This window comes from Leptolyngbya sp. NK1-12, from assembly GCF_032598965.1.
In the GTDB taxonomy this organism is placed as follows: Bacteria; Cyanobacteriota; Cyanobacteriia; order Elainellales; family Elainellaceae; genus Elainella.
In genome coordinates this window covers 5,520,721-5,534,347 of record NZ_CP053586.1, presented here as the reverse complement: position 1 = coordinate 5,534,347, position 13,627 = coordinate 5,520,721, and the positions used below count along the sequence as shown (strand labels likewise).

Annotated in this window: 11 protein-coding genes; 3 read left to right on the top strand and 8 right to left on the bottom strand. The window is 51.3% G+C overall.

The window, feature by feature from the left end; all coding sequences use genetic code 11:
* Positions 1-342: 342 nt before the first annotated feature.
* The 3 genes from HJG54_RS23485 to HJG54_RS23475 all read right to left on the bottom strand — a co-directional run bounded on the left by HJG54_RS23485 (position 343) and on the right by HJG54_RS23475 (position 3,098).
* On the bottom strand, positions 343-1,086 hold the full coding sequence (locus HJG54_RS23485) for a DUF561 domain-containing protein (protein ID WP_316431671.1): 744 nt from the start codon (positions 1,084-1,086) through the stop codon (positions 343-345).
* Between the two features lie 79 nt (positions 1,087-1,165).
* Entirely contained in the window at positions 1,166-2,128 is a 963-nt protein-coding gene (locus HJG54_RS23480) for an ABC transporter ATP-binding protein (protein ID WP_316431670.1), read from the bottom strand.
* A 58-nt stretch (positions 2,129-2,186) separates the two neighbouring features.
* On the bottom strand, positions 2,187-3,098 hold the full coding sequence (locus HJG54_RS23475; protein WP_316431669.1) for a glycine betaine ABC transporter substrate-binding protein: 912 nt from the start codon (positions 3,096-3,098) through the stop codon (positions 2,187-2,189).
* Positions 3,099-4,042: 944 nt separating this feature from the next.
* On the opposite strand from HJG54_RS23475, the gene HJG54_RS23470 reads away from it, so the two are divergent.
* Positions 4,043-5,026, top strand: coding sequence for an Ig-like domain-containing protein (locus HJG54_RS23470; protein WP_316431668.1), 984 nt, complete (start codon positions 4,043-4,045; stop codon positions 5,024-5,026).
* Positions 5,027-5,115: 89 nt separating this feature from the next.
* Here HJG54_RS23470 and HJG54_RS23465 read toward each other — a convergent pair whose 3' ends face one another.
* From HJG54_RS23465 to HJG54_RS23450, 4 genes are all read right to left on the bottom strand, one after another.
* Positions 5,116-6,651, bottom strand: a complete 1,536-nt coding sequence (locus tag HJG54_RS23465) for a hypothetical protein (RefSeq protein ID WP_316431667.1) — start codon at positions 6,649-6,651, stop codon at positions 5,116-5,118.
* 275 nt (positions 6,652-6,926) lie between these two features.
* Complete coding sequence (locus tag HJG54_RS23460; RefSeq protein ID WP_316431666.1) at positions 6,927-8,585, bottom strand: MBL fold metallo-hydrolase; 1,659 nt, start codon at positions 8,583-8,585, stop codon at positions 6,927-6,929.
* Between the two features lie 166 nt (positions 8,586-8,751).
* A complete protein-coding gene (locus HJG54_RS23455) occupies positions 8,752-8,874 on the bottom strand; it encodes a hypothetical protein (RefSeq protein ID WP_036000008.1) in 123 nt (40 codons plus the stop codon).
* Between the two features lie 206 nt (positions 8,875-9,080).
* Positions 9,081-9,770 (bottom strand): response regulator transcription factor, encoded by a 690-nt coding sequence (locus HJG54_RS23450; protein WP_316431665.1) that lies wholly within the window; start codon positions 9,768-9,770, stop codon positions 9,081-9,083.
* A 372-nt stretch (positions 9,771-10,142) separates the two neighbouring features.
* Here HJG54_RS23450 and HJG54_RS23445 point away from each other — a divergent pair, with 372 nt between their 5' ends.
* The gene (locus HJG54_RS23445; RefSeq protein ID WP_420717282.1) at positions 10,143-11,222 is read left to right on the top strand and encodes a Gfo/Idh/MocA family oxidoreductase; all 1,080 of its coding nucleotides are present in this window, start codon (positions 10,143-10,145) and stop codon (positions 11,220-11,222) included.
* Between the two features lie 16 nt (positions 11,223-11,238).
* On the opposite strand, the gene HJG54_RS23440 is transcribed toward HJG54_RS23445, so the two are convergent.
* A complete protein-coding gene (locus HJG54_RS23440) occupies positions 11,239-12,636 on the bottom strand; it encodes an ATP-binding protein (RefSeq protein WP_316431664.1) in 1,398 nt (465 codons plus the stop codon).
* Positions 12,637-12,887: 251 nt separating this feature from the next.
* Here HJG54_RS23440 and HJG54_RS23435 point away from each other — a divergent pair, with 251 nt between their 5' ends.
* A complete protein-coding gene (locus HJG54_RS23435; RefSeq protein ID WP_316431663.1) occupies positions 12,888-13,562 on the top strand; it encodes a hypothetical protein in 675 nt (224 codons plus the stop codon).
* The last annotated feature ends 65 nt before the right edge of the window (positions 13,563-13,627 follow it).

Sequence of the window (13,627 nt, the reverse complement as noted above, 5' to 3'; positions counted from 1 at the left end):
ATCCTCAATCGTCAAGTCAGAACCGCGAGCAGGTTAGTGCCCCCGACGTTGCTAAGGTGTCCACAGTATACACACAAGTTGATTCTGTCGGTGTTCTCGTCCTTGCCGCTCCCTAAGTCCCCCATATATGAGGGACTTTCGAATCTCTGTCCATCAAACAGGCGAGTCGTCCTACAAACCACAGGCGGTGCTGGTGGAACGGGAGAACAAGTGGGTTCAAAGTCCCCTACCTGTGGGGGACTTAGGGGGCAGTAACCTCTCAATTGGTCACAGGTTAGAGTTGTGTGTTCACGGTAGCCCAACCCTAGGAGGTTAGGGGGATATGTAGTAGCAGCGCTAACCTTACAGTGCAGTTTTCACACTGATAGCCAATGCTTCAACCAAGCTGCGCACCACTGCCACCATGGCCAGCTCATCGTTGAGTCGGTTAATCGCAGAACCAACGCCAATCCCGGCGGCCCCGGCGGCAATTGCCATGGGAGCCGTCACATCTGATAGGCCAGAAGCACACAGAACCGGCACAGATACAGCTCGCGAAATCGCGTGGGCAGCGGCTAGGGTGGGTGCGGCTTTTTCAATCAGTCCTAGTGTGCCAGCGTGGGTGGGTTGGCTGCTGGTACCGCCTTCGGTCTGGATCAGGTCAGCTCCAGCCTGTACCAACTCTTCTGCCAGTTGGACCTGCTGGTCAAGTTCGAGAATATGGGGCACGGTGACCGAAAGCATGATGTTGGGCAACAGTGCTCGCGTCTGGCGGGTGAGTTCCAAAACTTCTGCTGCTTCAAACCGCTTGCCCTGGGCATAAAAGGCATCAAAGTTCCCGATTTCAATTAAATCCGCACCCGCCGCCGCTGCTGCCACAAATTGCTGTGGCTCTACGGCAGACACACAAACCGGCAGCTGGGTCAACTGCTTGCTCAGGCGTACCAAGTCTGGATCGGCAGCAATATCGACAAAAGTGGCACCACCCCGGTCGGCAGCCCGCACCACTGCTGCAACTCGCACTGCATCAAAATTGGTCAATCCGCTAATCACCTTCAACGCATTGCGTTGCGCCAAAGCCCGATGAAGAGAGGGATGAATCGTCATGATAGTTCTATGCTCGCCAAAGTGTGAACGAAGTCAATTGAATCATTTTGACATGGGGGGAGTGAAGTTCAAAGCTGATTTACGCACTCGCCAAGCTAGCCGAATCGCGAATATGCTCTAGCGTGAGTTCGCCGATGGGGGCACCGTTATCCAAGACCGTCAGCCTCGAGGCTCCGGTCTTGAGAATCAATGATAGGGCATGGCGCAGGCTTTCACTGCGATCAACGGTGGGGGTGCCGTTTTGGCTGTAGTCGGGAGGCAGAGCCATCATAGCCGTTTCGACCCGCAGCAGGCCGAGTTGCCGCACCATATCATCTGCGCCTACCAGGTTATAGACAAATTCGCTAGCGGGTTTGGTGAGGACGTGAAAAGGTGTGTCGTACTGGATAATTTGCCCCTTTTGCATGATCAGCAGATAATCTGCTAGCCGCAGGGCTTCTTCTACATCGTGGGAAACAAACAGAATTGTTTTCTGGAGCTGCCGCTGCAGCCGCAGAATTTCGTCTTGCAAAGTGGTGCGAGTAATGGCATCAATCGCCCCAAACGGCTCGTCCATCAGCATGATTTGCGGATCACCAGCCAAAGCTCTAGCTAAACCAATCCGCTGCTGTTGCCCCCCAGAGAGCTGGGCCGGGTAGCGGTTGCGGTATTCCTGCGGCGACAATTCCACGAGTGTTAACAATTCATCGATCCGCGCTTGAATTTTGGCACGAGGCCAGCCCAACAGTTTAGGCACCACAGCAATGTTTTGGGCTACGGTCATGTGGGGGAACAGACCGGATTGCTGAATCACATAGCCAATCTGCTGCCGCAACCGGGTCACCTGCAGCTGGCGAATGTCTTGACCATCGATGGAGATCTGACCGGCAGTGGGTTCGTAGAGGCGGTTCACCATCTTCAGCAGCGTGGTTTTGCCACAGCCAGAAGGACCCAAAATAACGACTAGCTTGCCCGAGGCAATTTCACAGCTACAGCGATCAACTGCCGGACGAGCAGCACCGGGAAACTGAAGCGAAACTTGGTCAAACCGAATTGTGCTCACAAGTTCTCTCTCTACGACCTATCCCTCTATGATCTGTCCCTCTGCAATTTCTTTGGGTCTATATCAGCCCCTCTTGAGTCAGAAATTCCTTGGCAACCTCAGCTGGCTCTCGCTTGTTGCCGCTCACCTCATAGTTGAGTTTTTGCATCGTAGCATCGGTTAATTTGGGGGCAATTGCATTTAAGGCATCGGCAATCTTGGGATTGGCCTCTAGGGTTTGCTGCCGCACAACCGGAGCAACTTGATAAGGCGGGAAGAGCTGCTTATCATCTTCCAGGACCACAAGCTTGAAGGCGGCAATCTCACCATCGGTGCCAAAGGCAACGGTTACATCAGCTTCGCCATCAGTTAGCGCCTTATAGCGCAATCCTGGATCGACGGCCTTGTACTCCTTCAGCTCAAAATTGCCGTACTTGGCTTTAATGCCGGGCAGCCCGTCTTCTCGAACTTCAAATTCTGGTGGCCCTACCATGACTAAATCCCCCGCTTTGGCGGCCATATCGGAAATTGTTTTAATATCGAACTGGTTGGCCTTTTCTTGGGTCATGGCTAGAGCCTGGGTATTGTTCATCGGAGCCGGTTCAAGCCAGACCAGGCTGTATTTTTCTTTGTAACCAGCCGAAACCTTATCGAATACCTGCTGCCGGTCGCTGATAGCAGGTTCTTTCAAAATCGTCAGCAGCCCGGTGCCAGTATACTCCGGGTATAGGTCAATTTCGCCACTTTGCAACGCCGCTTGTGCTACAGGAGTTCCACCCAAGTTGAGTTTGCGCTCTACCTGGAATCCGGCTTTTTCTAACGCCAAGGCATACATCTCACCGATAATGAACGCCTCTGTAAAGTCTTTGGAGCCAACTTTAATCGGAGCATTGGCACTACCCGTCCCTCCACTGCTAGCGCAGGCAATCAAAATTCCAGCAGTCAACAGAGCCAGCAGGGGCAAAACCAATAAGCGATGCAATTTTTTCATGGCTAGATTCATATCCCAGAGATTCTATGAGAGTTGGCGTTTGGGTCGATTCGAGCTACGGCCAACCCAATCATTTTGTGGCATCAATTCAACAAAACAACAGCTTGAATAAAACCCCATCTGGCAGAGGCTAGATCAGCTTGAGCGTGGACGAGAGTACACAAGCACTCATGCTGACCATAATACCGAACTCTGAGATAGAGGCAAGATCGCGTTGTTTCTTTGCTATTTTCGCCTTCATTCTAGGCTGAAAGCCCTGATCTTTGGACAACAGAATCAGGCTGACTGCCAGTGAATAGGATAAAGACAATCAAAATGACATTCTTTGGATGTCAAGTTGAACATCAACTCTGTTGGTTTAGTTATGTGGAATTTAGCGCTCAGCCGGCTTGGATATCGGTGTCGCACCACGCTTCTCGCTGGTTTCTAGCTGATAGTAGTTTTTGCTAAAACCATCAGAGATGGCACTGTCACTTTCTGGCGCAATTAACCTGAATCGCTGGTCAAAGCTCCTGTAGAAGGCCCCGTAGAAAAGGTCCTGTAGAGAAGGCCCCGTAGAAAAGATTTTGCAAAACTTTGTCCAGTCTTTACCGAAATCTCTTGTGTTTTGCTGTGCCATCTGACACATTAGCTAGTGTTCCTTTCCTGGCTTGCGATCCAGCCCCGCGATTTGAGTTCCTGATTTCTGCCGGATCACAAGGAATGAATTGCTGATAGTGGATTGCACTGACCGGATTTTACTGACCGGATTTTACTGACCGGATTTTACGGGTTGCGGCCCAAAAAATTTATCATTTGGCTGCGTAATTTGGCTGATGGCTTAATTTTTGCCCGAATTCTTGGATAGCTCGTTCAATAATCTACCGCTCAAAGTCTATTCTATGCCTACCATTGACTTCACTCAATTACCCCCTTCCTCGGCCCCATCCTTCCAAAGAAATGGCGTGACCATCAGGACGGATCCAGACCGCAAACTTGTGATTAATCAGGATAGTGACTTCTTGGGCTTGGGGGTAGACGATGCCACCATTGATGAAGGAGAGTCGATTTTTGTGTCCTTTAATCAAGGCGCAGCTTCTAAAATCTCCTACATGCTGGACTCTGCCTCCACTTCAGATGGAGATGATCTATATGCAGAAGCTGAGCTAGAAGCCTTTGATGTCAATGGCAAGAGTCTCGGTATTGTGCCCTTGAGCGTCTCTGCCTTTGATCCAATCAGCAATATCTCCGTCGCCTTTGACGGGCAGTTGATCTCTCGCTTCCGTCTGACGCAGCTTGAAAGCGCCCGGATCGGCTCATTGAGTTTTACCCCAGTTCCAGTTTTAGTAGCAAAAGCCGATACATTTACAACCACCGAAGACGCTCCCATCACCTTTAACGTCCGCAAGAACGACACGTTTTTGCTCAGTGGTTCACCTACGATCAGCGTTAATACCAATGGTCTACAGGGCAAATTGACCAACAACGGCAACGGCAGCTTTACCTACAACCCCGGTTCTGCCTTTCAGGCCCTAACGGCTGGACAAACGGCCTCCACTAGTTTTCAATACACGCTGAGGGCGAGCGGGCGCTCTTCGACAGCAACGGTGACGCTGACTATTACCGGCCTTGATGAGGCTTCGACTGCTCAGAGCAGTGATACCCTAACCGGCTCAAACAAAGGCACTGGGACTAGTCCTGCTACTGGCAAGGGCGACGATTTGCTTACAGGCGGGCTGCAATCCGGATCTGGTGGTGGCTCAGCTTCTGCAACTCAAACACCTGAGACTGGGGGATCTAAGCTGGAAATCATAACAAATCCTATCCCTGAGGTTGCTTCGTTGGTAGCAGGACTGTTCGGCAGCGGAAACTCCACCGAATCTAGTCCGGTATTGGGAGCGGGAGCCGATGGGCTTACCGCTGCTTTTCCAATAGCTCAGCCCAATTAGTCTGTTTCTTAGCCCAAGTCATCCTAGCCCCGGTCTCAGGAACAGCAGCTCGTGCTCACTTCTTACACTTCTTAACTTCTTACACTCCTTTACGGTAGCCAGCGGGGTCGGAGTCCGGCTAACTGTAGCGGTTGGGGATCGGCAGGAATTACTTTACCTTGGTCATCTTGCAGCAGCGGTAAAAGCCAGAGCTGACCGTTTGTAATAGCTTTGCCCTCTCTGCTGCGAATAGCACCGCTGGGATTTTTACTGCCGTCGGTCACGACTTGGTCGAAGAGAATCCCGACGCCATCGGGAGCAAGGCTGAGCTGAATATCACGTTGAATTGGCAATTGCAGCAAATCAGTCACCTGATAGGTTTTGAGATTAATTGCAGCAATGTAGGGTTCCTCTTCGTACACATCACCGGGCAAGCGTTTGGTGTAAAGGCAGTAGAGATTGGTTTTGGTGGGATCAAATGCGGCTTCCAGGATCGAGCCATCGGTATTAAGGATTTCCTTCTCGACACCCTGGTTAGTCACCAAAAACAGCGAGCGGGTGGGATTCGTAGGATCGACATTGAACTTCACCATAGCGGCGGCGGAGCCATCCTTGGCAAAATTTAGTACCACGCCGTATTTGGGTAGAAAGTCCAGCGTTGGAGCTTCTTTCGCTAACGGCAAGATGGCCATTCCCTGCCCCTGAGACATGGCGAGAGTCTGGCTATCGGGTGTAATCAAGAAATTACCGCCCGGATCGGCATTCACTTTTTCCGGCTTGGCTCCTGTTTTGAGCAGCCATAGGCCATAATCTCCCGGATCGTTGCGCTTAACTCGCTGAATCGCAATGGTTTGCCCATCGGGTGAGAGATCAAACTTCAGGTTTTGGTATTCTTTGCTGTCCAAGACGAGCGTCATTTCGCCAGCAGGACGGTTCTCAATCGGCTGAGTAGAGTCTGGTGCTAGTCCAAACCCATTGGCCGCCGGTGCCTGCACCTCAATCCCAGTCGTAACTGTATAGAGCTGTTGATCGAGCAATCCCTTAGTCTGACTACTGCGGTCAGTCGCAGAAAATAGAATGCGGTCGCCGTTTGGGTAAGGCTGGAAATCCATCACTACCAGGTTTTTGGGCGTTAAAATTCGCTGTTCCTGCCGAGTCAGGTTTGCTAGAATTAGCCGCCCAGCTTCTTCCCCACTCACGCCTAGATAGACAAAAGCCCGGTCGCGAGTGCGAAATTGGCCGCTAAAGGCCTGCATTTGCGTCCTGGGGTCGTCAGCCTGGCTAAACCGATCTCTAGCTGTATCTAGCGTTAGCTCAAAGGATTTACCGTAGGGAGCCGGTGCGGTTAGCGTATAGGCCATGCGGCGTCCAGCCCAGCTAATTTTTCCTGGCAGCGGTGGATTGATCTGAAGATTTTGCTCAACGCTCTCGTGATCCATCGGACGGTTGAAGGCCAGAATAAAGGCGGTATCTTCTGCCCCAACCTGTCGGTCCTGCCAACTAAATGAACGCACTTTGGCCGCAGTTCGATCTCCCTTCAGCAGCAAGCCACCAATCAACAAACTCAAAATTAGGATCAGCACAATTGCTGTCCGGTCTAAGGGCTGAAAAAATCGAGATTTGGGAGTTGCAGTCAGATTCGCCATAGATCGATAGGAGGAGGAACAGCAGGGGAGTTAGAAAAATTTTGAGGTTTGGGCCTGCGCGATTATCGGATTATTTGCTTGACTTGCGTTCGCTTAGTTAGACGGAAACGATCAACAGTATTGGATTTGATTAGCCTAGTTCAATCCAGAAGATTCAAAAAATCTAATCTAGAAAATCAATTACAGAATAGTACTCTGCATCAGGTGAATAGCTTTATGAATTTTGCCAATTTTTTGCCAACTTTGGCATTGCATCTTTAGAAGCGGAGGTTCGCCTAGTTTTCGCTGTTGGGAATGCCCTCAAATACTGGACAGTAGCCATCTAGGCTGACTCTAAACCCAAACATCGGCGAGGCTTGATTCCAGCAGCGTTGACCCCGACAGTGAATACAATTTTGGCAGCATTCTACATTGGTGGGCAGGGGTGTTTCGGCACTTTGGCTCAGCAGTTCGCGTTGGCTAATGCCGCGTAACACCAGTTCTTCGCCTTGCCAGCGGGCTTCTACTAGACCCGTATCTGCAATCTCCTGCCAGCGTGGATCGGTCACAATCGCATCTGGCAAGCTAATCAGTACTGCCGTATCCATTTCAATAATCTCGCCTTCATAGCGAGCTTCGGGAGCAGCGGGCTGAAGGAAGGTCTCCCCAATTGGCAAGGCAACCTGTGCTCCCAGCGATGGGGTATGCAAATGGTAGCGATTTTGCAGTTCCTCCAGGCTGGTGAGGTCATTCAAATAAGCCAAAGAGCCGTGGATAAACACCACATGTTGCGGACGCAGGTTATGAATCAGTTGGGTTGTGCCAGCGCCATCGCAGTGATCGCTGAGCAGGTAATTTTCAACCGTAAGGCGTCCTGCCTGAATTTGGGTTTGCAGCGCTGGCGTAGACTCTAGCATCTGCATCACTGCTCGTTCAACAGAGCCTAATCGTCCGGGCTGCTGCGGTAGCAATAAAAGCCACGACGCAGCATCAGAACAACAGTATTGGCTGAGGTCCGCATCTTGGTTCGTAATCACAATCGAGGCAGAACGACCCAAGTGGTTAGAAATTTCGGCCGGTGCAAGACTAATAAACCGCCGGACTCGGGGGCGAATTCGTTCATCCCAAAATAACGGCTGGTGGCGAGCAAAATTCTGCACCGCGCTAGGGAAATGGGACAGCATCGAAAGGTAGATGTCACACCCCGAGGCAACTGTCCCATCTACCCAGATATCCAAATCTCGTCCGGTGAAATGGTGATGGCTGCGCAGCAGCATTAACAGTTCCTGACCCAGTCCCAGGGTCGGCGTGGGTAGCAGCACCGATTGCCCCTCAGCAATGGCGCGGTAGATTCGCTCGGCTAACAGATTTTCCTGCTGGCGGCGATGAGAGAAGCGAGCCGTACCATAGCTGCCTTCTACAATCAGCACATCGGGTTTCAAACCCCGCAGGTCTTCCAGGGGCAGTCCATCCACCAATCGAGAGTTGGACAGCAGAAAATCACCTGTGTAGAACACTGTATAGGCGCGTTTTTTGGTGGTGTAGGTCAGGAGCAGAGCCGCAGCCCCCGGTAGGTGACCAGCCGGAATCAGTTCAGCGCTAAGCCCCTCTCGAAATTCCACCGGCGAACGCCAGGGCAATGCTTGGCAAAACTGAGGGACTTTAACTTCCTTGGGCCAGTTGAGCGGCAACAGTTCGGTCGTAACCTCGCTAGCATAAATTGGCAATTGAGGAAAGGCATAATGAAGCGACAGCAGCCCCTTTGCGTGATCTGGGTGGGCATGGGTACACAAGACTAAATCAGCCGGCAAGGGTGCATCCCGCTCAGCCAAGAGAGGTGCAATATTTTCTAAGCCACAATCTAGCAGAATCCGATGGGGTCCCATGCGCAGAAGCAGACAAATCCCCTCATCTGCATGGCCCACACCATAGGGCAAACATTCAAGTTCAACCACAACAATGGATTTCTAACAGAACTCAAACAGAGGTGAGTTTCGAGGGTTAAGTTTCAAGAGTTGGGTGAAATGATTGCCATCTCCAACGAGTGCCCCAAGAACGGGCCAATGCACCTGAGAACTCAGAACTAAAAACTCTAGAAACTAAAAACTCTAAAAGCAAGTTCTAGTGGGCAGAGCCGTTGCCATGATAGTTATCCGTATCGTAGAAGCCGTTACGGGTGCCAAAGAACAAACAAGCAATGATGAAAACGGGAGTTAGGGCCAACAAAATCAGTTTTACATCCATGATTTCGAGAAATTTTTAAGATTGGGTGTTCAGTTTTAGTTAAGCGAGTGGGCTAAGTTCAGTCCCATCGTCCAAATTCAATTCGATTTTGAACCACAAACCGACCGAATTGGCTTGTGTACTAACATTCTTTAGAATTCGGCTGAATTTAGCAAGGGAATCCGGCAGAAAAATCGCTGGATCTAACTTTCGATATCGAGCTTTACCTATGAATTCACTAGATGATGCTCAATCGCAAAGCGCACTAGCTCGGCTCGGTTATTGGTCTGAGTTTTGCGCAGAAGGCTGCTGACATATTTTTCGACCGTGCGAGGGCTGAGGTGGAGCCGATCGGCAATCTGCACGTTTGATAGGCATTCGACTAAGACTGCCAACACTTCCTGCTCACGAGTTGTCAGTTCTAGCGTCACCGTCGCCATAGCCGCTATCTTTTTCTCAAACGTTGTCAATGGTTCAGTTTCATGAGTTTCAGGGCCAACCGACTCAACCGAACGCAGCCGCAGCCGCCACTCGGATTCAATCATTTGCGAGCGCTCCAGCAAATTCCGTACAACTGCACCCAGTTCTGCCAATTCAAATGGTTTGGGCAAATAGGCATCGCAGCCCAATTGATAGCCCCGAATCCGTTCTTCGGTGTTGGTGCGAGCCGTCAAGAAGATCACTGGCAGCAAGCGAAATGCAGGCTGACAGCGTACCTGCCGAATAAACTCATACCCATCCAGTAACGGCATCATAATGTCCGTCACAATCAGATGCGGTTGATACTGGCCGACCATTTCCAGAGCTTTTTGCCCATTTTCAGCCGTAATCACCGCATAGCCCAATATCGTGAGGTAGTCACTGACGGAGAGGCGTGTGCCTAAATCATCGTCAGCCACAAGAATCGTTAGGGGCATGGAAATTCATCAGTCCTACTTACCCTATTGTCGCTCAACTTCTGGTTGCTTGATTGCTAAACCTAAAGCTGGGTAATCAGCTGTTACAAGGTTGCTGGGTTTGAATTTACAGCTGTTTTTCAGCATAACGGCCAATTCATCGGCAGCAAATCTCCTAATCTCGCGGTTACAGCTAAGTTACAGCTAAATGGACGGGATAAGAACTGACACACTGGTTTTGGAGCCAGATCGACCCAACCGTGAAAATAAGAGCGTTTAGCTAGCCGAGGTCAAACAAAAATTTAGAATTCTTTATACAAATTACTAAATGGTAGTATCTAGTTGGTTGTGAGTGGTGTGCTTTTTATTGTGGTGGTGTAGGAGACAGCAGGAGTGCAAATCAACTCGTCGAATGGACAACCAAATGGGTCGGGACAGCGCCATCATCTAGAGCCAATCCGGATTGGCGTCATTGGCGTGGGCAACATGGGGCAGCATCACACGCGCGTCCTCAGCCTCCTCAAGGATGTAGAGTTGGTTGGGATTGCCGATGTGAATGTGGAGCGTGGGTTAGACACGGCTAGCAAATATCGAGTCAAGTTTTTTGAGCATTATCAGGATCTGCTGCCCTATGTGGATGCGGTCTGTATTGCGGTGCCTACGCGGTTGCACTATGCCGTTGGCATGGCCTGTTTGCAGTCGGGTAAACATGTGCTGATCGAGAAGCCAATTGCAGCAAGCATCACTGAGGCAGAAACCTTGGTCAATGCTGCGGCTGAATCCCATCGGATTCTCCAGGTCGGTCACATCGAACGGTTTAATCCAGCCTTTCAAGAGCTGCACAAGGTACTCAAAACCGAGGAGATGCTAGCGCTGGAGGCTCACCGGATGAGTCCCTACTCGGATCGCGCCAACGATGTCTCGGTTGTGCTGGATCTGATGATCCATGACATTGACCTGCTCTTGGAACTAGCCAGCTCGCCGGTCGTGAAGCTAACCGCTAGTGGCAGCCGCGCCTCTGGTTCCGGTTACCTAGACTACGTGACTGCTGTGCTGGGGTTTGCAAATGGCATTGTGGCCACTCTCACGGCTAGCAAAGTAACGCACCGTAAAATTCGCCGAATTGCGGCCCATTGTAAAAACTCCCTCACCGAAGCCGATTTTCTCAATAACGAAATCCTGATTCACCGTCAAACCACCGCCAATTACCTCACGGACTATGGTCAGGTGCTCTATCGCCAGGATAGTTTGATTGAAAAGGTCTACACCAGCAACATCGAACCGCTCCATGCCGAACTTGAGCATTTTGTCTCCTGTGTGCGCGGCGGAAACCAGCCCTCAGTCGGAGGAGAACAGGCTCTAAAAGCCCTGCGATTAGCGAGCCTAATCGAACAAATGGCGCTAGATGGACAGGCATGGCACCAGCCGGATCTGGCTGCAATTTACCCCGATACTTCAGCGATGGTGATTTGAAGGGAAAGTTCTAAACCTACGCCTGTTCTGCCCGCAGAAAGTCAATAAACTGGCGAGCTGTGCGTCCTGAGCGGCCATTGTGTCGGGTTGCCCATTGCAGGGCACGGAATTCCAGCGTCTGCGGGTCTAGATCAATCCCAAACCACTCAGCTAGATGTCGCACGATGGTGAGATAGGTGTCTTGGTTGGCAGGCTCAAATGTCAAGGTTAAACCAAACCGATCGCTGAAGGACAGCTTTTCCTGCATTGTGTCCCAAGCGTGCACTTCATCAGCATCGCTGGGGCGGGGCCGGTCGGCAAAAAATTCTCGAATTAAATGGCGACGGTTAGACGTAGCATAGACAACTAGATTCTGCGGACGGGCTGTAACACTGCCTTCCAAAACAACTTTTAAGGCTTTGTAGGCGTCGTCATCCTCTTCAAAGGACAAATCATCGACAAAAATAATAAACTTCTGCGGCACGTCTCGCACTGCATCGACGATGGTCGGCAAATCGCGCAGGTCGGCTTTACTCACCTCGATCAGCCGCAGCCCTTGGCCGCTATAGGCCGACAGCAAAGCCTTGACCAAGGAAGACTTGCCGCTGCCCCGACTGCCGTACAGCAATACATGCAAAGCAGGGTAACCGGCTAACAAAGCCTCGGTGTTTTGGATCAATCGCTGCTTGGGTGCATCGTAGCCTACGAGTTCGTCAAGCTGAATTGGATCGGGGTGGACAATTCCGACTAATTTACCCTGCCAGCGAAACGCTCGGTAGGTCGCAAACAATCCGGTGCCAAACTGGCGATAAAATTCGGCTAGCTCTGGCAGTAGGGCGGCCCAATCGGCAGAGGTCTCTAGTTTGGACCAAAGGGGGTGTTGCGAAAGGGACTGGATCTCTGGATGCAAGAAGTCAGTCTTCCAGGCGACTAGCGGCGTTTCTAACCCTGATTTGACCTGAACCCATTCACTGATCTGCCTGCTATCCCAGGTGTAAATTTGCTGCAATGCTCGTAGGTCATGCTGCACCGCTGCAATCATTGCTTCAGGAAGGGCATCAATCGCTCTGTGCTGCACTTTGCGCGTAAAGCAATTATTGGCCCGCAACAGTTGCAGCAGCAGATAATCCTGCCAGCTTACTCCGGCGATGGCTAAGCTCTCAAACCAGTGGCCATAGGCTGGCAGCACTGCCAAATCGTCAGCCTCCGGTTGCCGCAAGGTTTGCAGCAGAGAGAGAAACGCTTGGGCAATGGTTCCTTGCATCACTGACCGGTAAAGCAATAACGATACGGCTTGGCGCTGCAAAAATCGAATCGAACCATTGAACTGACTAATAAACTGGCTGACAACGTGAGGCTCGTGACTGTGTAGCTCGTGACTGTGTAGCTCGTGACTGTGTAGCTCGTGACTGTGTAGCTCGTGACTGTGGCTCATGATGGTAGCTCATGATATGGAACTGCTCTATCGCTCAAGTTTACTGCTGCTGCTAGCTTACAGTTTCAAGCGTTGCGGTTCTTGCCATCTTTGGCAGTAAGTTCGAAGCCTTCTCATAAGTATTGGCAATCAGAACTAGTCAAAAAAACGGGGAACCAGGCCAAGCGGTATGCGTCACGGACCCAATGTGTTTATCAGGGCACATAAATTTGCACGTAGACTTCTCATTTTGTGTTGATGGAGGGTGTGTGATGAAGACCAAAATGAAACTTTGGATTGGCATCGGAGCTTATGTTTTAACCACCGCAGGCTATGGAGCATTCGCGGCGGCCAGCAATGATTCAATCGGCTCAAACCTAGAGGCTCCGAGTGCCGAATCCCGCTTGGCTCAGGGCGGTGAAGGAGGCGGTGAAGGAGGCGAAGGAGGTGAAGGCAGTACTCCGCCAGTCCTCCCAGAACCAACTCCAACGCCTGCTGCTCCTTCCAGCTCAGGGGGCGAAGGCGGTGAGGGGGGGGAAGGTAGCACTCCGCCAGTCCTCCCGGAAGCTGGTGGTGAAGGCGGTGAGGGCAGTGGCAGCACGATTTCACCAACTACTCCAACTATTCCAACCACTCCAACTACCCCAACTATTCCAACTATCCCAACCACTCCAGCTACTCCAGCTACTCCGCTCCCCGGTAGTGGTACAGGCAGTGAAGGCAGTGGCAGCACGATTTCACCAACTACCCCAACCACTCCAACTACCCCACTGCCCGATGCTGGTAGCGAAGGTGGTGAAGGCGGTGAGGGGGGCGAAGGCAGCACTCCGCCAGTTCTTCCTGAAGCAGGTGGTGAAGGCGGTGCCAGCACAACATCTCCAACGTCTCCAACGTCTCCGACGCCGTCCACTCCTTCTTCTGGTACCAATGGCGGCAGTGGACAGTGAAGATAATGGGCAGCGACTCAAGATCTGTAGTCCTTGGCATCCTCAAGCTGCCTATTCATTAGAGT